This window comes from Calidifontibacter terrae (assembly GCF_054778835.1).
The window spans coordinates 232,191-249,486 of the sequence record NZ_BAAGZF010000007.1 but is presented as its reverse complement, the minus strand read 5'-3'; the positions used below and the strand labels follow the sequence as shown (position 1 = coordinate 249,486).

Genomic DNA, 17,296 nt, shown 5'->3' with positions numbered 1-17,296 from the left:
TCGCTCGGAATGCCTGGCATGGAGCCGTTGTTGCCACCTGGGACGTCCATCGTATCGACGCCTTTATGCCGCACCCGCTGGGCGACCGCCATGCGGACCCCTTATCCACTCGCGGGCAACGCGGCACTGCCCTACCATGAACGCTGAGCAAACCGTGGGAGACTGACAAATATGTCAAGCAGTGCTGACAGTGTCGGCGGGGGGACCACTGCACACCGCAGTCGGACGCTTCCCGCGCTGTTGCCTGCCCGGGTGCGGGCATATCGCGCTCCGCGGTGGTGGGTCGAAATCGCGATTCTCGTTGCGCTCGACGTCATCTACGAACGGTTGCGCAACCTTGCGCCGACTCGCAAGAGCGTCGCGATCAACCGCGGCGAAAAGGTCCATCAACTCTCGGAAGACTTCCACGTCTCGTTCGAGGTGCCGGTCAACCATTGGGTGGCCCACCACGACACAGTCGCGACCTGGATGAACTATTACTACAGCTTCCTGCACCTCCCGGTGACCGCGACTGTCCTCATCTGGATTTTCTGGCGTCACCCGAAGATCTATCGACCCATCCGGTCGACGTTGGTGTTCACGACCGTGATCGCGCTGATCAGCTTCTACCTGCTGCCGATGGCTCCGCCGCGCCTGCTGCCCTCCGGCCAATTCTTCGACATCAGCATGCTCCACCCGACCTTCGGCTCCTGGAGCAACCCGACCGTGGCCGAACACAGCAACCTTTACGCCGCGATGCCGAGCCTGCATTGCGCGTGGGCGTTGTGGTGCGGCCTGACGGTGTTCAGCGTGGCGACCCACCGCGTCGTGCGATATATCGCGCTGCTCTATCCGCTGGCGACCTTCACGGTCGTGATCGGGACGGCCAACCACTTCGCCATCGACGGGGTGGCCGGCGCGATGGTCATTGCGATTTCGCTCGGCGCAGTCCGGGCGCTCTACGGACATTCGGCCTACACGCCGGCCAGGACTTACGAAGAGCTCACCCTCAGCAGCGACGCTGGCCCGGCTCCTCGCGACCATCAACCAGAAGCGCAGCCCACCCGGCGATAGACCGTGACGCGGTCCACCACTGTCGTTCGGCGATAGCACCGCTTGATCAGCCTCTCCAGCTCAGGCACGACGGTCATCGGGTAGGACCCATATCCCCGCATGCCAGCCGTCGAGGTGTCCACGACAAGGGTCGGGCGCTGCCGGACAACCGCGGTCATGAAGGCGGTCGTCGTGGCCACCGGAACGGTGGCGACAGTCGACGGATCTGGGTCGCGATAGCCGGTCAACCCGGTGACGAAGTCGCTATGCACGAAAGCACCTGCCGCGGGTCGATCTGCGGTCCACAGAGCCTCGGGGTAGTTGCCCCATACGAGGACCTTCTGTCCGGGAAGGGTGAGGGCATCGACGGTGGCGGCAAACCGGGTTGGGTTCGGATAACTGCGAACGATCGCCGGCCAGAACGCGAGGCCCAATGTCGCGAGCGCCGTCGCGGCCAGCACCGCGATTGCTCGCCGGCGGTGATGACTAGTGAGGCCGACCAGAACCGGCGCGGCGAGTACTGCCATAGGTGGGAGTGACTGCAGGAAGTAGTGGCCGAAGAAACGCCACCCAGCAATGAACGCGATGAGTCCGCTACAGACCCACACCCACAGGTCCGGATGGGCGCGCCAGGTCGACCGGGCACGCCACACCAGCCAGAGCAAGGCGGCGTGCATCACCACCACTTGGCCCACCACATTGACCCCCAAAGCCTGCGCCAATCCAGCTGTGGACGGCAGCGAGGTCAGGAACCCGCCTGTTCCGAGAATCGCCCAGTGCAGCATGCCCGCGGCATCGCCACTCACCACCACGACGACCGCAGCACCGACGCCAAGCCCGGCCAGCCATTCGGCGAATCGCATCTTCTTGCCCACACACCAGATCGACACCGCCGAGGCCGGGATTCCGATCAGCCACGTCTGCCGGCAGCCCACGGCAAGAATCACGGCCACTCCCGCGACAAACGCCGATCCGCGTTCAGACCGGCGAGCAAGAACCATCGCCGCCGCCCCGGGAAGGACTGCGAAGTGAGCAAAGTTGGCGGACTGCGCGGTCGAGGGTAGGAAGGCAACGCAGCCGAGAACGAAGAGTGCTGCCGCGGTCCACCGACTACGCCGATCGCGCAGCGACGGATCTGTGGAAATCATCCACGCCGCCAGGCCGAGACAGACCGTCACCATCAGGTGCACCGGCCGCAGGTCGGTGCTGCTGGTCAGGTCAAATATGCCGCGATAGATCTCGGCCGGAAGCGGCGGTTTTCGGTCGATCGCGTCGGTGTAGAGCTGGCCGCCGTGGGTGAGCGTGATGGCTTGGTCGGCAAGAACCGCTTCGTCCGGGTCGAAGAGTTGCCGCCATAGTGACGGCATTCTGAGAATCAGCAGTCCGGCGACAAGCGCCCCGGCTGCCCACCGTCCGCGTCGGCCACGATCGAAGATCCTCGCCAGTCCGCGGTCGCGGGCATGTTCGACCATGGCTGAAGATTACGGGGAGTTCCTCAGTTTTCCCTGGGCTCCCCGCTGATGCGGTTCCAGACCGCCGAAGCCCAGCGCGACCAACGGTTGGGACTGACCTGAGCGGCGTCAACTCCGACCGGCTCGACCTCGCGGCCGCAGCAGTTGGTCCGGATGTCGGCGGTAGGTCGTAGGCTGATCACCGTGTACGAAGGCGTGGTCCAAGACCTAATCGACGAGCTCGGCCATCTGCCGGGGATTGGGCCGAAGTCTGCCCAACGCATTGCGTTCCACCTGCTCGAGGCCGAAAAAGCCGACGTCGACCGGCTGGTCGAAGTGCTGCGTACGGTGAAGGCGAAGGTGCGCTTCTGCGACACCTGCTTCAACGTCTCCGAGGCCGAACGCTGCCGGATCTGCTCCGACGGCAAGCGCGACCGCACCAAGTTGTGCGTGGTCGAGGAGTCCAAGGACGTCATGGCCATGGAGCGGGCCCGCGAGTTCCGCGGTGTCTATCACGTTCTCGGTGGCGCGATCGATCCGATGTCCGGTATCGGCCCCGACGACCTGCGGATCACCGAACTGTTCCGCCGGTTGGGCGAGGAACCGATCGAGGAAGTGCTGATCGCCACCAATCCGAACCATCTGGGTGAAGCGACCGCCACCTATCTGGTGCGCAGCATGCGCACACTGGGCATCACCATCTCCCGACTGGCTTCCGGTCTGCCGGTCGGCGGCGATCTGGAATATGCCGACGAGGTCACCCTGGGCCGCGCGATCGAAGGACGAAAGGTGCTGTCTGGTGTCTGAGATCTCCGACTGGGGCGGCCTGGCCGCCGAGACCGCCCACGACGCGAAGTCGTTCAGCGATGGGGTGCGAGAGGTGGCCTCCGGCGGGTCGCCCGAGACTTCCATCCCGTTGCTGTTACTCCTGCTTTCCCACCTGCAGGTCTGCGGCGCCCGGCTCGGCGCCGTGCAGGACATCGTTCCGCAGGAACGCTTCGAACACGATGCCGGGCTCGAGGGCGACCTGGACCCGCTGCGCGAAAACCTGGCCAACCTCTTCGAGGGCATCGACGACTACACCGATCTGGTCGACCCGGTCACCTCGCTCGAGGTGGCCCGTGGCGCGATCAGCGACGACCTCGCCGACATCGTTCAGTCGCTCGACCACGGCTTCGCCCACTACGACACCGGCCGCACCGTCGAGGCGCTGTGGTGGTGGCAGTTCAGCTACCTGTCGACCTGGGGCGTGCGAGTGTCGGCCTGCCTGCGGGTCTTGCAGACGATCCTGGGCCACCTGCGGTTGGACGTCGACGACGACGCTGCATCCGAAGCGGAGTTCGACGCCCTGCATCCCTGACGTCCATCCCTGACGTCGGTTCAGTGGCTGCGTTCGTTGTAGGAGTCGACCCGCTCCTGGCCAGACAGCGCCGCGATGGCGTTCATGATTTCGTCTGTCGCCTCGCGCCGGGCTCTCCCGTGGGGAACCCCCTCGAAACGGTGCCGGAAATCCAACGGCTCGCCGAAGCGCACCGTGAACGGCACGCGACGCGGGCGGTTGCTGCCCACCGGTTGAACGTTCTGGGTGTCGATGAGGCCGACCGGGACGACCGGGACCCCCGCCGTCAACGCGAGGTGAGCCACGCCGACGTGGCCGCGGTAGAGCCGGCCGTCGCGTGAGCGGGTCCCTTCGGGGTAGATCCCGAACGCCTCTCCCCTGCCCAGCACCTCCAGCGCGATCTCCAACGACTGGCTCGCCGCCCGAGAGTCATCGCGATCCACCGGCACCATGCCCATCGCGGTGAACCATCGGCGCATCGCCGCGCCCTTGAGTCCACTGCCGGTGAAGTAGTCGCTCTTGGCCAGGAACGCGACCTTGCGTGGGGCAGCGAGCGGGATCGCGAAACTGTCAATGAAGGAGAGATGGTTCGAGGCGAGCAGCACCCCACCGCTGGTCGGGACGTGGTGGGTTCCCTCGATCTTCGCCCGGAAATAAGCGCGGGCGACCGGGGTCGCCACCAGCTTGGTGGCGATATAGAGCATCAGAGATCCCTCCGGTCCTCGATGACGGTCGCCCCCAGAACTGCGGTCATCACCGGCAGACCGACCTCGCCGGCGTCGTCGACATCCTCGTCGTCCATCGATTCGACCGGACTCTCGTCGACCGGTTCGGTCGCCGCTGGCGAGCGAGGGGCGAACTCCGCCGTTGCCCAGTCCGGCGCGGCACTGGCGTTGCTGCCCCAGTCACCGGCGGAATCATCGCGCTGCACCCGCGACATCGCCGCCTGCGCGTCGAGGTCGGCGGCACCGGTGGTCGGGCGGCCGGCGGCCCCTCCCGGTCGGGGCTCGGCCGGAGCAACAGAATCGCCACCGGCGCGTTGAACGCGCTGCTGCCAACGGGATCGGAGCGCGGCCTGCTGCGTCTGATCGTCGGCCTTCTGCACCTTCGGACGTTCAACACCAGGGCCCCACCCGGTGGACGGCGCCGATTCCCGCTGCTCGCTGGGCGCAGCAGCGCCACCGTCGCCGAGACGAGCCTGCACTCGTACGTCGATGCCGAGCGCGTCATGCACGGCGCTGCGGACTATGTCGGGGTTGGGATCGGAGCTGATCCGCTCCACCAAACCGGGGTGGTTGCTGGTGAGGACCAGGACCGAGCCGTCGTAAGAGGCGACGTGGGCATGTTGGCTGATCAGCGTCCAGGTGACCCGACGCTTGGCCGCGATGCGGCGCAGGATGTCGGGCCATTCCTGCCGGATCGCATCGACGGAGATGCCGCCGCGGGTCGGGGCGGGCGCAGGCGGCTGCGGGACCGGCTGCGACTGCGGGGCCGGCCGCGGCTCCGCAATCGGACGCGGGTCGTCCACCGGCTCCGGGGCCGGCTCATCCTCAGGCGGCGGCTCAGCGTCGCGGGATACCTCCGGCTCGGGCACTGGAGCGGCCGAGACGTGTTCGGGCGCGGGGACCGCAGCCGTCGAGACACGTTCGGGCGCAGCCGGGGCCGGCTCCGGCTGCGCCGGAGCAGCCTCAAGCGGCTCGGCAGTAGGGGGCTCAGCAGTAGGGGGCTCAGCAGTAGGGGGCTCGGCGTTAACCGGCGCCGCCTGAACCTGCTCGCCCATTACCTGCTCAGCCTTGACCGGCGCAGACCCAACCGGCCCGGTCTGAACCGACTCAACCTGGACCTGCTGCACGGCCACTGGCATCCGACCAGCCGGCACCCCGGAACTGATGTCGAGTCGACGCTCGACCCGGTCGAGGCGGGCGGCATAGCCCTCCTCCCCCATGGCGCGCGGCAGCAGCGCTCGGGCAGCCATCAACTCCAGTTGGAGACGCGGGCTGGTGGCGCCGGTCATCTCGGTGAGGCCGGCATTGATGATGTCAGCCGCATGGGTCAGCCCGCCCGGGCCGAACGCACCCGCTTGCGCGCGCATCCGCTCCAACTGGTCCTCGGGCAACCCGCGCAACACCCGCGCCGCCCCGTCCTGCACAGCGGCAACCACGATCAGGTCGCGCAGACGTTCCAACAGATCCTCAACGAACCGCCGCGGGTCCTGGCCGGACTCGACGACGTGGTCGATCTGAGTGAAGACACTGGCACTGTCGCCCGCAGCGAAAGCGTCGACCGTTGCGTCGAGCAGCGCCGTGTCGGTGAAACCGAGCAACGCGGTCGCGCCGGAGTAGGTCAGCCCGACGTCGGTCGAGCCGGCAATCAGCTGGTCGAGAACCGACAACGAGTCACGCACCGACCCGCCGCCCGCGCGGGTCACCAGCGACAGCACGCCCGGCTCCACCGGCACGCCCTCAGACCCACACAGCTGCTGCAGATAGTCGGCCAGCCGGGCCGGCGGGACGAGCCGGAACGGATAGTGGTGGGTGCGTGACCGGATGGTGCCGATCACCTTCTCCGGCTCGGTCGTCGCGAAGATGAACTTCACATGTTCCGGCGGTTCCTCGACGATTTTCAGCAGCGCGTTGAAGCCCTGCGGGGTGACCATGTGGGCCTCGTCGATGATGTAGATCTTGAAGCGGCTCTGCGCCGGGCCGTAGGACGCCCGTTCGCGCAGATCACGCGCGTCGTCGACGCCACCATGGCTGGCCGCGTCAATCTCGATCACGTCGACAGTTCCGGAACCACCACGGGCCAGCGCAACACACGACTCGCATGTTCCACACGGGGTGGGGGTGGGGCCCTGCTCGCAGTTCAGGCAGCGGGCCAGAATGCGCGCACTGGTCGTTTTGCCACACCCGCGGGGGCCGCTGAAGAGGTAGGCGTGGTTGACCCGGCCGGTGCGCAGCGCCTGCATCAACGGCTCGGTGACGTGTTCTTGGCCGATCACCTCGGCGAACGTCTCCGGCCGGTAGCGGCGGTAGAGGGCGGTGCTCACCCGGCCACTCTATTGCGCGGGACCGACAGCCACCGATCGCAGGGCAAGAGGGTGTGAAAGGACCCCTCACGCACCTGGAAGAGCTCGCCTGCCCTTGCTGCATTCCTGCCCTGGGGGAGTTCAGCGAGGTACCACCACGTGAGGGGCCGACGCTCAGGATAGATCACCGACGCCGCTGAACAAAAAATCGCCCGGTGGTGCGAAAGCACCACCGGGCGAGCTGCGGAGGATGCGGGATTTGAACCCGCGAGGGGTTTCATCCCCAACACGATTTCCAATCGTGCGCACTAGGCCACTATGCGAATCCTCCAGGCCGGTCGAGAATACCGGCTCGGTCAGTTCCTGCGAAATCGGCCGTACGGAGTGCCTATGTGGGAGTTTCTCAGCACCGGTCGGCATACTGGACACCGGAACCGTCCGAAAAGGGGATCGCGCGGGAGACTGGCGCTGTCGGCTCGTACGGAACCGCCTCTCCTGATGGGACGATCGAGTCCCGATGACACGCATCGAAAGGGTCCCCAGTGCAGCCTCGCTTGGCGCTTGCCACCCTGGCCGTTCTCGTGGCGTCCTCCGGTGTTCTGACCGCGTGTTCCCAGGACGCCAAACCGAAGGCCTCAGCCTCTCCCTCGTGTCCGACCACGATTGCGACGCCGACCTTCAAGGTCGCCCTGCAACAGACCTACCTCAACGTCTACAACGCCAGCAACAAGGACGGCCTCGCTTCCCAGGTCTCGTCGGAGCTCTCTTGGCGCGGTGCCCATGTCTTGAAGACCGGGAACGACCCGAACCCCGATGAGCGCCCAGTGCCGAAGGCGGCCGAGATTCGCTATGGCAAGAACGGTCGGCAGGTCGCGCTCAACCTCGCGGGGGCCGTGCAGAACGCCGTGCTCTACCAGGACAGCCGCACCAACCCCACGGTCGATCTGGTGCTCGGCAACTCCTTCGCCTTGGTGCCAGTTCCGCCGCCGGCCGCGAACAAGGTCACGCTGAACGTCTACAACACGACATTCCGTACGGGATTGGGCGGCACCATCGGCGGCGAAATGGGCGCTCGCGGTTTCCAGATCGCCAAGACCGGGAACGACCCGCGGGCCCAGTTCCTGCCCGATGACACCGCGATCGTGCGCTACGGCGACCACGGCGAACCAGCAGCCCGCCGCGTCGCGCTGTCGGTGAAGGGTGCCCGACTGGTCAAGGACGGACGCACCGACACCAGCGTCGACCTTGTGCTCGGCAGCAAGTTCGATGCACTGGTGCCGGTCGCTCAAGCGACGGCTGCCCCGACGCCCACCTCGACGCGTCCGCCGGGTTGTTGAACCGCTGCTAGTCAGCGACGACGGGCGGTGCCGAAGATGCCGCGGGTGATCTCCCGACCGAGCACCGTTCCGGCCGAACGCATCGCAGACCTGAAAGCACTGGACTTGATGACCTGTTCGACCATGCCGGGCTGCGGCTTCGCGGCCTTTGCCGGGGGCCGAGCCGGTTCCGGCACCTGCGGGTCGCCCGGAGCGGGCGCCGGCGCGTTGGCCACGCGGGCGTTCAACATCTCGTACGCCGACTCGCGGTCCACCGCTTGTCCGTATTTAGCCGCGAGCGGTGAGGCCGCGACGATCTGATCGATCGTGGCGTCGGGCGAGGGCGCCATCAACGAGGTCGGCGCGAGCATCCGGGTCCACGCGACCGGCGTGGGCGCTCCGTTCTCGGACAACACGGTGACCACCGCTTCACCGGTGCCGAGCTGGGTGAGCAACTCCTCCAGGTCGTACGCGCTGTTCGGGAAGGTCTTGACCGTCTGGCGCAGCGCCTGCTGGTCGTCGGGGGTGAACGCGCGCAGTGCGTGCTGGATCCGGTTGCCGAGCTGAGCGAGCACGTCGTCGGGGACGTCCTTGGGCGTCTGGGTGACGAAGAAGATGCCGATGCCCTTGGAACGGATCAGCTTGACGGTCTGCTCGATGGCGGTCAGGAAGGCCTTCGAGGCGTCCTTGAACAGCAGGTGGGCCTCGTCGAAGAAGAAGACCAGCTTCGGCTTGTCGGCGTCGCCGACCTCGGGCATGTCGTGGAAAAGGTCGGCCAGCAGCCACATCAGGAAGGTCGAGAAGAGGGCCGGGCGGTCCTGAACCTGGGGCAGTTCGAGGCAGGTGATGACGCCCTTGCCGTCGGCACCGACCTTCAGCAGGTCCTGGGTGTCGAACTCAGGCTCCCCGAAGAACGCGTCGGCGCCCTGGTCGGAGAAGGTGATCAGCGACCGCAGGATGACGCCGGCGGTGGCCGGCGAGAGCCCGCCGAGACCCTTCAGATCAGCCTTGCCCTCATCGGAAGTCAGGAACTGGATGACCGCCTGGAGGTCTTTCAAGTCCAACAGCGTCAGGCCGCGAGCGTCGGCGTAGTGGAAGATCAGCCCGAGGCTGGACTCCTGAGTGTCGTTGAGCCCCAATACCTTTGAGAGCAGGGTCGGACCGAACGAGGTCATCGTGGCTCGGATCGGGACACCCTTGCCGAGGCCGCCGAGCGAGAGGAACTCGGTCGGGTAGCCGCCGGGCTTCCAGTCCTGCCCGATCGCCTGGGTTCGCGCCGTCAGCTTGTCGTTCGGCGCTCCCGGGCTGGCCAGACCGGAGATGTCGCCCTTGATGTCGGCAACGAACACCGGAACACCGTCGAGCGAGAGTTGCTCGGCCATCACCTGCAGGGTCTTGGTCTTTCCGGTTCCGGTCGCGCCGGCCACCAGGCCGTGGCGGTTCATCATCGACAACGGCAGGCGCACCGGGACCTGAGGCTGCGGGTTGCCCGCATCCATCGCGACACCCAGTTCGAGGGCCGCGCCCTCGAATCCATAGCCGGTCTTGATCTGGTCGAGTTGGCTGGCAGCAGATTCGCTCACGGGTGGGACTCTAGACCCGCGGCGGCGGCAGTGGGCAGACTCACAGGCAACCCCAAGGAACACCGGCGGACAACTCCCGGATCCTGCGCGCTGGCGACCTACAATGACGCGGTGATCTTCAAGGCTGTGGGCGAGGGGCGCCCCTACCCGGACCACGGCCTGGAGACCCCAAAACAGTGGAGCTCCGTCGCGCCGCGACTGGTCCGACTCGACCAACTGATCACCACCAAGCGGGTGCTCGACCTCGGCACCCTGCTGTCGGAGGACTCCACCTTCTACGGCGATATCTTCGCCCACGTCGTCGAGTGGCATGGCGATCTATACCTCGAGGACGGCCTCCACCGCGCCTTGCGCGCCGCGCTGCAGCAGCGACCGAACCTGCACGCCCGCGTGTTGGTGGCCTGAGATGAAGTACGCCCAGCCGAACGGTCTTGCGCAGGCCCGCGCCCGAAAGCGCCGGCGCTCGATCATCGTCATGGTGGTGGTCGCGCTGTTGGTGATCGCCGGAGCCGCCTACGCGGCTGCGTACGCCGGTGGTCTGATTCCCGGCAGCCGTCCGGCGCCGCTTCCCGCGAGTTGTTCGCCGACGACCACCATTCCGCCGAATTCTGGCTTCCCGGTGAACGTCTACAACGCCTCGACCGGCCAGGGGAAGGCGAAGGAGACAGCCAAGGCGCTCAAGAGTCGGCAGTTCTCGGTCTCGGTCGTCAGCAATGACCCCTATTCAATGAAACTGACTGGCGTTGGCCAGATTCGGTTCGGTCCACGGGGCGTCGCGAATGCTAAGAAATGGATCCAGCCGCTATTCCCGAATGCCACGCTGTTGCAGGATGGCCGCGACGACGCCAGTGTCGATGTCGTGACGGGCGACCAGTTCCCCACCCTCAGCGAGGTCACCCAGCCGACGGTCACCACCCCGGCTGGCTGCTGAGCAACACTGCACCACAAGGAGATCCGATGTACGGGCGAGATATTCAGTCGCGGATCTACTCCGCAGGAGTGTTCGGCCGTCGCCCGGTGGTGCCAACCAATCCGCAAGCCCTGACCGACCGTGGACGCGCAGCGATGTCGGGCCCGGCCCGCGACTATGTGGAGACCGGAGCCGGCCTGGGCAGCACCATGACCGCCAACCGCGCCGCATTCGACCGACACCGGATCGTCCCTCGGATGCTGCGCGATGTGTCTCAGCGCGATCAGTCGATCGAGTTGTTCGGAGTGCGCCACCCCTCGCCCTTCTTGACCTGCCCGATCGGGGTGCTCGAGATGGCCCACCGAGACGCCGACCTGGCCGTCGCTCGGGCAGCGCGCGCCGCACAGGTTCCGATGATCATTTCCTCGCAGGCCTCCGAGCCGATGGAACAGATCGCCGCCGAACTGGGCGACCACGAACGCTGGTTCCAGCTCTACTGGAGTAATCAGCCAGCCGTCGTGGAGTCCTTCGTACGACGGGCCGAGGCGATCGGCGCGCGGGCGATCGTTGTCACCCTCGACACCCTGGTGCTGGGCTGGCGCACCCTCGATCTGGACCGCGGCTTCCTGCCGTTCGCCCGCGGGATGGGCATCGCCCAATACACCTCGGATCCCGCGTTCAACGAGATCGCCGGTTCGGCGCAAGCGCCTGTGGTGCAAGGGCGCCCGACGCCCAGCGCCGTACGATCCCTGGTTCAGATGTCGCGCCGACACCCCGGGTCGCTGGCCGACAACTTGCGGTCGCCGGCGCCGCGCAAGGCGGTGCAGACCTTCCTGGACGTCTTCTCCAAGACCGACCTCACCTGGGATGACCTGGCGACCTTGCGGGCAATGACCGACCTGCCGATCGTGGTGAAGGGTGTGCAGTCCGCCGACGACGCCCAACGCGCGCTCGATCATGGCGCCGACGGGATCTATGTCTCCAACCACGGCGGCCGCCAGACCGACGGCGCTATCGCCTCACTCGATGCGCTGGAGGCGGTCGCGCCGGTCGTCGATGGGCGGGTTCCGGTCCTGTTCGACAGCGGAATCCGTTGCGCAGCAGACGCTTTCAAGGCATTGGCGCTCGGGGCCGACGCCGTCGGGATCGGTCGGCCGTACGTTTATGGCTTGGCGATCGCCGGGTCGGCCGGGGCCCAAGCCGTCCTGGAACACTTCCGCGCCGAACTTGACCTGCAAATGGCCAACGCGGGCGTCCGGTCGATCGCGGAGATCGACCGGAGCACCCTCGCCGGTTGAGCCGCGTGGCCGATCCCAGCCCGGGCGGCACACCGCTCAGCCCTGCTTCAGCGCGCCGTTGATCCGCACCATGTTTCCGGCGGGATCGCGGAAGGCGCAGTCCCGAACGCCGTAGAACTGGTCGGCCGGCTCCTGCAGAACCTCCGCGCCCGAGGCGTTGACCTGCTCGAACACCGCATCGACGTCGTCAACGGTGAAAATCAGCGCACCGAGAACGCCCTTGGCGGTCAGTTCGGCGACGGCCTTCTTGTCCTGTTCGGAGTAGGGCATCCCCTCGGCCTGTTGCAGGGTGATCGCCGGCTGGTTCTGGTTCGGCGTCGTGAGGGTCAGCCAACGGAAGTCACCGTTGCGAACATCGGTCTGCACGCTCAGCCCGAGAACATCGCGGTAGAAGCCGAGCGCCTTCTCCGGGTCGTCGACGTAGAGGAAGCAGTTGGACAGGGTCAGGGATTCCAGTGGGTTGCTCATGCCAGCAACGCTATTCGCGCCGGGCGTCGAGCGCTTCTCGAAAAGTGATCACTTGCGGCCCGCGCGGCGCGGCCGGTTCACCTGCTTGACCACACAGCCCGGAACCCCCGACCACTCCTGGTGGCTGCGCGCTCGGTAAGCCGTCGGGGTCTCCCCCACCAGATCGGTGAACTTCGCGCTGAACGACCCCAGCGACGTACACCCGACAGCCAGGCAGACGTCGGTCACGCTGAGATCACCCGAGCGCAGCAGTGCCTGCGCCCGCTCGACGCGCCGAGTCATCAGATAGGCGTAGGGCGTCTCGCCGTAGGCCTGCTTGAAGACTCGCTGGAAGTGGCCGACCGACATCAACGCGTCGGCAGCCAGCGCCGGGACGTCGAGTGGCTGCGCATAGTCGCGGTCCATCCGGTCGCGCGCCCGCCGCAGTCGTACGAGGTCATCGAGGTCCACCGACACAGCGTGTCACGTCGGTTTTGGGCTGATCCAGTCGTTCCGGTATTGTCTCCGGCGGTGGCGTGTCCGAGCGGCCTAAGGAGAACGCCTCGAAAGCGTTTGTGGGTTAACCCCCACCGAGGGTTCAAATCCCTCCGCCACCGCCAGTCGGAACGGCCCCGCCACTGCGGGGCCGTTCTGCTGTTCATTTGCCCCTGCGCGCCCGGAAGAAATCGGTGAGCAGCTGAGCGCACTCCGCCTCCCGTACGCCCCCGGTCACGGTCAATTTGTGGGGGCTGGGGTTGGTCGAAACGACGTCCCAGGCGCTGCCGCAGGCCCCGGCCTTCGCGTCCCACGCCCCGAAGATGACCCGGCCGATCCGCGACTGCATCACTGCGCCCGTACACATCAAGCAGGGTTCGAGGGTCACGACCAGGATGCAGTCATCGAGGCGGTAGTTGCCCAAAGTGGCCGCAGCGTCACGGATCGCGACGATCTCGGCGTGCGACAGCGGGTCTTTTCCGTGGATCCGCTCGTTGCGGCCGCGACCGATCACCTGCCCGGTCTGATCGAGCACCACCGCCCCGACCGGGACGTCCTGGGTGGCCAGCGCGGCGCGCGCCTCGTCGAGCGCATACGTCATCGCGTCATCGGCAGCCGGATCCACCCGTACAGTTTCCTTCATGCGTGTTCTCGTCGCCAATCACCCGCTGATCGCCCACAAGCTGACCTATTTGCGGGACAAGCGCACCGACTCCCCCACCTTCCGCCGACTGGCGGAAGAGCTGATGACGCTGCTGGCCTATGAAGCCACCCGCGAGGTGCGCGTCGAACCGTTCGATATCGAGACGCCGGTCTCGCCCACCCAGGGCATCAAGCTCAGCGCCCCGAAGCCGCTGATCGTGCCGATCCTGCGCGCGGGCCTGGGCATGCTCGAGGGCATGGTGCGGCTGCTGCCGAGCGCTGAGGTCGGGTTCCTCGGGATGCAGCGCGACGAGGAAACCTTCGAGGCGGTCACCTACGCCAACCGGTTGCCCGATGACTTGTCGGGCCGCCAGGTCTACGTCCTTGACCCGATGCTCGCGACCGGCGGCTCGTTGGCTGCCGCGATCCATTACCTCGCTGAACGTGGCGCTGACGACATCACCGCGGTAACGCTGCTCTGCGCTCCCGAAGGCATCGCGTTCTTGGAAAAGGACCTGGCTGAGCTGAAGGTTCCGGTCACCCTGGTCACCGGTTCGATCGACGAGAGGCTCAACGAGCAGGGCTACATCGTGCCCGGCCTGGGCGACGCCGGCGACCGCTTGTACGGCGTCGTCTAGGCGGCCTTTTCAAACGCAGGTGCCCGACGCATATTTCGTACGGAGGGCACCGCGAGGGTGCCGAGCGAGATCACTGCGTAGGCCACCGCGCTGACCACCAGCAGCCGCCGGTGGTCGACGGCGGTGGCGAGCCAGCCGTACGCGAGCAGTCCGATGGGCATCGCGACGAACGAGCCGACCATGTCGTAGCTGCTCACTCGGGACAGCACCGCCGAGGGAATGTGTTCTCCGAGGGCGACATTCCAACCGGTGCCGAAGGTTTCGCTGCCCGCTCCGGCGAGCGCCGCGACCGCCATCAGCGGCAACGTTGCGGGGTGCAGGCCGAGCATCGCGATCGGCAGAGAGACCAGCGCGATGGCGCCCATCCCGGCTAGGAGCGGCCGCTTCATCGGCACCCGCAGCAACACCACCGACATCACCAGCATGCCGACCGCCTGGGTGCCCATCACCAGGCCCCAGCCTCGGATGCCCAGCGACTCGGTGTTCTTTGCCAGCACCGGACCGATGACGCCGATCACTCCCGACTGGATCGCGTTGAGCAGCCCGAACGCGACCACGATGACCCACAACCAGCTGCGCGATCGGAACTCGCCCCAGCCTTCGCGCAACTCCTGGACGATCCCGGTGTCGCCGCGTACGACCGCCGGCAGCCCGACCGGCAACAACAGCAGGCTCGCCAGAAGGTAGGAGCACGCGTCGACCGCGAGCGCCCACTGCGGGCCGGCAAAGGCAACCAGCATCGTTCCAAGGACGGGCCCGAGGAACTGAGCACCGTTTCGTACGAACGACATCAGCGCATTTGCCTGCTGCAGATCCGCGCGCGGAACGAGTTGCGGAACGATCCCCTGCATCGCTGGCATCGAGAACGCGGTGGTGCCGCCGGCGAGCGTGGCCAAGCCGATCAGCAGGGCCACGGTGGCGCGATCGGTGGCCAGCAGGAAGGCGGTGGTTCCGATGATCAGCGCCGACGAGAGATAGGTCGATTGCAACACGACGCGTCGACTGAACCGGTCGGCGATCACCCCGCCGAACAGGGCGCAGAGCACGTTCGCGGTGATCTCGGCGGCGAGCACCTTCGACAGCGCCTCGGCCGAGTTGTCGACATGGAGAACGGCGAACGCAATGGTGACCGGCGTCATCATCCCGCCGAGGCGGTTGACGGTGGTTGCTCCGAAGAACCATCGGAAGTCCTTGTGGCGCAACACCCCTGAGAAGTCAGTGCCGTTCATCGGCGGACCCCATCGGGAACATCCAGCTGACGAAGGAGACCTGGCGGGCGCCTGCCGTACGAGGTGGTCTGGCTTGGTCGTGCACCAACATCGAGGCGCGTCTCACGAGGTCGTGAGCTTCCTTCCAGACTGCCGCGTCGACCCACACCTCGGCGTCGGCGAACAGAGCCGGACCGTCCGTGGCCAACGGGATGCGACGCTCCAGTTCTCTGTTCAGTGCAGCGCGCATCGCCTGGTTGCGGGCAACGTGAGTGTCCGGGTCAACGGGGGTGCGGTTCGCTTCGGCTTCGCTGGCGACGTAGCGATACTTCTTGGCCACCCCGCCGCGCACCTTCTCGGTTCCACCGATCACCAGTTCGCCGGCACCCGCGAGTTTGCGAAGGTGATAGCTGGCGTTGGCCTGGGTCACACCGAGCTCGCGGGCCACCTCGGCCGCGCTCAACTCGACCCCGGTGAGCAGGGACAGAATGCGCAACCGGAGCGGATGGGCGTAGGCCCGAGCCGCTCGCAACTCGCTGGCGCCAGGCCGATCTCCCAAAGACATGTTTGGCAGTCAACACCCTCAGTTGGTTGACCGTCAAGCACTTGTTGGGGAGTCGCAGCTCAGTCGCCCACCCTGCCCCACGGGTCGCCCCAGCGCAGGTCGCGGGCGCGCTTGTAGTCCCCGCCGCGCTTGCGACTGATGACCTCTCGGCCGTGTCCGCCCTCGCTGTCACAGATGGTGAGCTCGAGGTAGCCCTTCCGCTTGACCGGATGACGCAGGACCCGCGAACCGGCCGGTTCGCCACCTTCGCGGACGGCGAAGATGAAGGAGAATTTCTCGTCTTCGTACGACAGATCGCCGCCCTTGATCTGCCGGTGCACGGCGGAGCGTTCGACACGCGCGGCGAAGTGGCACCAATCCGGCGGCGAGATGGGGCAGGCGCCGGATTGGGGGCAGGGCGCCGCGATGGTCCAACCGGCGGCGACCAGTCGAGATCGCGCGGCAAGTATCCGCGCGTAACCATCCGGAGTTCCCGGCTCGATCACAAAGACCGCCTTGGCGGCCGACATCGAGGCGGCATCAACGATCGACATCTGTTGCGCTGCAGTTAATTCCGATAGGACGTACGAGACAGAGACCAGGTCCGCCGCTGGCACCGCCTCACCCAGGCGCCACCGTGCGAAGTCGGCATCAATGACCCCGTCGGCCAGTCGGCGCCCAACCTGCAGCGCCGGGTCGGCCTGCTCCAACACCCGGATCGTGGCCGGCTCGAAGACCGCCTGCGCCGCCCACGCAGCGGCTCCGGTTCCGCCGCCGAGGTCGACGACCGAGTCGATCGACTCGGCAACACAACGGGCCGCAAGGTCGAGCGCCCGCTCACCGGCGGCGTACGTGGCCGGCATCCGGTAAGCCGCATACGCCGCGACGTCCGTCTCGTCGGACAGGATCGGCGCGGTCGCCGCGCCACCGCGCCGATACCGCTCGGAGAGCCGCGCTGTCGCAGCCGTGAGCGCCGCGCGCGGACGCCCCGACAACTCCTCGTCGAGGGCCGAGCGGAGACTGAGCGCAAGCGGGTTCACGGCGTGAGATTAGCCGCTCGTCGCGCCGTTCGACACACCCGAAACACACGCCACATGGGTCACGCGGCGAATGCCTGGCATGATGATCGACGGATCCTGCCCAATCCCCTGGGCGCACAGCAGTTCACGCGGCCGTCGAACCGGAGGCAACCATGGCTACCGAGAAGATCAAGAAGATCACCATCTGGGTGATTTTCGCCTTCATTCTCTATGCCGTTTTCACCAACCCCGACAAGTCCGCCGACATCGTTCACTCGATCTGGGACCTGCTGGTCAGTGGCGTGAAGAACATCGGCAAGTTCTTCCAGGCGATCCTGGGCAAGTAGCC

19 protein-coding genes, 2 tRNA genes and 1 other RNA gene are annotated in these 17,296 nt (G+C 66.7%); 10 read left to right on the top strand and 12 right to left on the bottom strand.

The window, feature by feature from the left end; all coding sequences use genetic code 11:
• The first annotated feature begins 252 nt into the window (after positions 1-252).
• A complete protein-coding gene (locus ACYU98_RS12710) occupies positions 253-1,053 on the top strand; it encodes a phosphatase PAP2 family protein (protein WP_460468585.1) in 801 nt (266 codons plus the stop codon).
• Here the strand turns inward: ACYU98_RS12710 and ACYU98_RS12705 are convergent.
• On the bottom strand, positions 1,023-2,504 hold the full coding sequence (locus ACYU98_RS12705) for a hypothetical protein (protein ID WP_460468584.1): 1,482 nt from the start codon (positions 2,502-2,504) through the stop codon (positions 1,023-1,025). The genes ACYU98_RS12710 and ACYU98_RS12705 overlap by 31 nt on opposite strands.
• A gap of 183 nt (positions 2,505-2,687) precedes the next feature.
• On the opposite strand from ACYU98_RS12705, the gene recR reads away from it, so the two are divergent.
• Complete coding sequence (gene recR, locus ACYU98_RS12700; RefSeq protein ID WP_460468583.1) at positions 2,688-3,290, top strand: recombination mediator RecR; 603 nt, start codon at positions 2,688-2,690, stop codon at positions 3,288-3,290.
• Positions 3,283-3,843: a DUF5063 domain-containing protein gene (locus ACYU98_RS12695; protein ID WP_460468582.1), complete on the top strand. Its 561-nt coding sequence runs from the start codon at positions 3,283-3,285 to the stop codon at positions 3,841-3,843. Before recR ends, ACYU98_RS12695 begins: the two co-directional genes overlap by 8 nt.
• A gap of 20 nt (positions 3,844-3,863) precedes the next feature.
• Here the strand turns inward: ACYU98_RS12695 and ACYU98_RS12690 are convergent, their stop codons facing one another.
• The 4 genes from ACYU98_RS12690 to ACYU98_RS12675 all read right to left on the bottom strand — a co-directional run bounded on the left by ACYU98_RS12690 (position 3,864) and on the right by ACYU98_RS12675 (position 7,178).
• Positions 3,864-4,526 (bottom strand): lysophospholipid acyltransferase family protein, encoded by a 663-nt coding sequence (locus ACYU98_RS12690; RefSeq protein WP_460468581.1) that lies wholly within the window; start codon positions 4,524-4,526, stop codon positions 3,864-3,866.
• Positions 4,526-6,868: a DNA polymerase III subunit gamma and tau gene (locus ACYU98_RS12685; RefSeq protein WP_460468580.1), complete on the bottom strand. Its 2,343-nt coding sequence runs from the start codon at positions 6,866-6,868 to the stop codon at positions 4,526-4,528. Before ACYU98_RS12685 ends, ACYU98_RS12690 begins: the two co-directional genes overlap by 1 nt.
• A gap of 54 nt (positions 6,869-6,922) precedes the next feature.
• An RNA gene (gene ffs, locus ACYU98_RS12680) (signal recognition particle sRNA small type) lies at positions 6,923-7,019 on the bottom strand.
• Between the two features lie 72 nt (positions 7,020-7,091).
• A tRNA-Ser gene (locus tag ACYU98_RS12675) sits at positions 7,092-7,178 on the bottom strand.
• 211 nt (positions 7,179-7,389) lie between these two features.
• Here ACYU98_RS12675 and ACYU98_RS12670 point away from each other — a divergent pair.
• The gene (locus tag ACYU98_RS12670; RefSeq protein ID WP_460468579.1) at positions 7,390-8,184 is read left to right on the top strand and encodes a LytR C-terminal domain-containing protein; all 795 of its coding nucleotides are present in this window, start codon (positions 7,390-7,392) and stop codon (positions 8,182-8,184) included.
• 11 nt (positions 8,185-8,195) lie between these two features.
• On the opposite strand, the gene ACYU98_RS12665 is transcribed toward ACYU98_RS12670, so the two are convergent.
• Complete coding sequence (locus ACYU98_RS12665) at positions 8,196-9,746, bottom strand: helicase HerA-like domain-containing protein (protein ID WP_460468578.1); 1,551 nt, start codon at positions 9,744-9,746, stop codon at positions 8,196-8,198.
• 111 nt (positions 9,747-9,857) lie between these two features.
• Between ACYU98_RS12665 and ACYU98_RS12660 the strand changes: the two genes are divergently transcribed.
• The 3 genes from ACYU98_RS12660 to ACYU98_RS12650 are packed head-to-tail and all read left to right on the top strand — an operon-like array spanning position 9,858 to position 11,954.
• Positions 9,858-10,151 (top strand): type II toxin-antitoxin system VapB family antitoxin, encoded by a 294-nt coding sequence (locus ACYU98_RS12660; RefSeq protein WP_460468577.1) that lies wholly within the window; start codon positions 9,858-9,860, stop codon positions 10,149-10,151.
• A gap of 1 nt (position 10,152) precedes the next feature.
• Positions 10,153-10,677 carry a LytR C-terminal domain-containing protein gene (locus ACYU98_RS12655; RefSeq protein WP_460468576.1) on the top strand — a complete coding sequence of 175 codons (525 nt, stop codon included), beginning with the start codon at positions 10,153-10,155 and terminating at the stop codon, positions 10,675-10,677.
• A gap of 26 nt (positions 10,678-10,703) precedes the next feature.
• Complete coding sequence (locus ACYU98_RS12650; RefSeq protein WP_460468575.1) at positions 10,704-11,954, top strand: alpha-hydroxy-acid oxidizing protein; 1,251 nt, start codon at positions 10,704-10,706, stop codon at positions 11,952-11,954.
• A gap of 36 nt (positions 11,955-11,990) precedes the next feature.
• Here ACYU98_RS12650 and ACYU98_RS12645 read toward each other — a convergent pair whose 3' ends face one another.
• Together ACYU98_RS12645 and ACYU98_RS12640 are read right to left on the bottom strand one after the other, a co-directional pair.
• Positions 11,991-12,422, bottom strand: coding sequence for a VOC family protein (locus ACYU98_RS12645; RefSeq protein WP_460468574.1), 432 nt, complete (start codon positions 12,420-12,422; stop codon positions 11,991-11,993).
• Between the two features lie 48 nt (positions 12,423-12,470).
• Positions 12,471-12,827 carry a helix-turn-helix transcriptional regulator gene (locus ACYU98_RS12640; RefSeq protein WP_460468888.1) on the bottom strand — a complete coding sequence of 119 codons (357 nt, stop codon included), beginning with the start codon at positions 12,825-12,827 and terminating at the stop codon, positions 12,471-12,473.
• A gap of 104 nt (positions 12,828-12,931) precedes the next feature.
• On the opposite strand from ACYU98_RS12640, the gene ACYU98_RS12635 reads away from it, so the two are divergent.
• A tRNA-Ser gene (locus ACYU98_RS12635) sits at positions 12,932-13,021 on the top strand.
• 38 nt (positions 13,022-13,059) lie between these two features.
• Here the strand turns inward: ACYU98_RS12635 and tadA are convergent.
• Entirely contained in the window at positions 13,060-13,539 is a 480-nt protein-coding gene (gene tadA / locus ACYU98_RS12630; protein WP_460468573.1) for a tRNA adenosine(34) deaminase TadA, read from the bottom strand.
• Between tadA and upp the strand changes: the two genes are divergently transcribed.
• A complete protein-coding gene (gene upp, locus ACYU98_RS12625) occupies positions 13,538-14,176 on the top strand; it encodes a uracil phosphoribosyltransferase (protein ID WP_460468572.1) in 639 nt (212 codons plus the stop codon). The two genes, tadA and upp, sit on opposite strands and share 2 nt — an antisense overlap.
• On the opposite strand, the gene ACYU98_RS12620 is transcribed toward upp, so the two are convergent.
• From ACYU98_RS12620 to ACYU98_RS12610, 3 genes are read right to left on the bottom strand one after another with little or no spacing between them, the layout of a single operon-like run.
• The gene (locus ACYU98_RS12620; RefSeq protein WP_460468571.1) at positions 14,173-15,405 is read right to left on the bottom strand and encodes an MFS transporter; all 1,233 of its coding nucleotides are present in this window, start codon (positions 15,403-15,405) and stop codon (positions 14,173-14,175) included. The two genes, upp and ACYU98_RS12620, sit on opposite strands and share 4 nt — an antisense overlap.
• Positions 15,392-15,949, bottom strand: a complete 558-nt coding sequence (locus ACYU98_RS12615; RefSeq protein ID WP_460468570.1) for an ArsR/SmtB family transcription factor — start codon at positions 15,947-15,949, stop codon at positions 15,392-15,394. Before ACYU98_RS12615 ends, ACYU98_RS12620 begins: the two co-directional genes overlap by 14 nt.
• Positions 15,950-16,008: 59 nt before the next feature.
• Complete coding sequence (locus ACYU98_RS12610) at positions 16,009-16,968, bottom strand: small ribosomal subunit Rsm22 family protein (protein WP_460468569.1); 960 nt, start codon at positions 16,966-16,968, stop codon at positions 16,009-16,011.
• A 152-nt stretch (positions 16,969-17,120) separates the two neighbouring features.
• Between ACYU98_RS12610 and ACYU98_RS12605 the strand changes: the two genes are divergently transcribed.
• Positions 17,121-17,294, top strand: a complete 174-nt coding sequence (locus tag ACYU98_RS12605) for a hypothetical protein (protein ID WP_460468568.1) — start codon at positions 17,121-17,123, stop codon at positions 17,292-17,294.
• Positions 17,295-17,296: the final 2 nt, after the last annotated feature.

Coding starts and splice junctions, on each gene's coding strand:
- ACYU98_RS12705 (WP_460468584.1), bottom strand. CDS start 2,504: ATGGTCGAACATGCCCGCGACCGCGGACTGGCGAGGATCTTCGATCGT.
- ACYU98_RS12690 (WP_460468581.1), bottom strand. CDS start 4,526: ATGCTCTATATCGCCACCAAGCTGGTGGCGACCCCGGTCGCCCGCGCT.
- ACYU98_RS12655 (WP_460468576.1), top strand. CDS start 10,153: ATGAAGTACGCCCAGCCGAACGGTCTTGCGCAGGCCCGCGCCCGAAAG.
- ACYU98_RS12650 (WP_460468575.1), top strand. CDS start 10,704: ATGTACGGGCGAGATATTCAGTCGCGGATCTACTCCGCAGGAGTGTTC.
- ACYU98_RS12645 (WP_460468574.1), bottom strand. CDS start 12,422: ATGAGCAACCCACTGGAATCCCTGACCCTGTCCAACTGCTTCCTCTAC.
- ACYU98_RS12640 (WP_460468888.1), bottom strand. CDS start 12,827: ATGGACCGCGACTATGCGCAGCCACTCGACGTCCCGGCGCTGGCTGCC.
- upp (WP_460468572.1), top strand. CDS start 13,538: ATGCGTGTTCTCGTCGCCAATCACCCGCTGATCGCCCACAAGCTGACC.
- tadA (WP_460468573.1), bottom strand. CDS start 13,539: ATGAAGGAAACTGTACGGGTGGATCCGGCTGCCGATGACGCGATGACG.
- ACYU98_RS12620 (WP_460468571.1), bottom strand. CDS start 15,405: ATGAACGGCACTGACTTCTCAGGGGTGTTGCGCCACAAGGACTTCCGA.
- ACYU98_RS12615 (WP_460468570.1), bottom strand. CDS start 15,949: ATGTCTTTGGGAGATCGGCCTGGCGCCAGCGAGTTGCGAGCGGCTCGG.
- ACYU98_RS12605 (WP_460468568.1), top strand. CDS start 17,121: ATGGCTACCGAGAAGATCAAGAAGATCACCATCTGGGTGATTTTCGCC.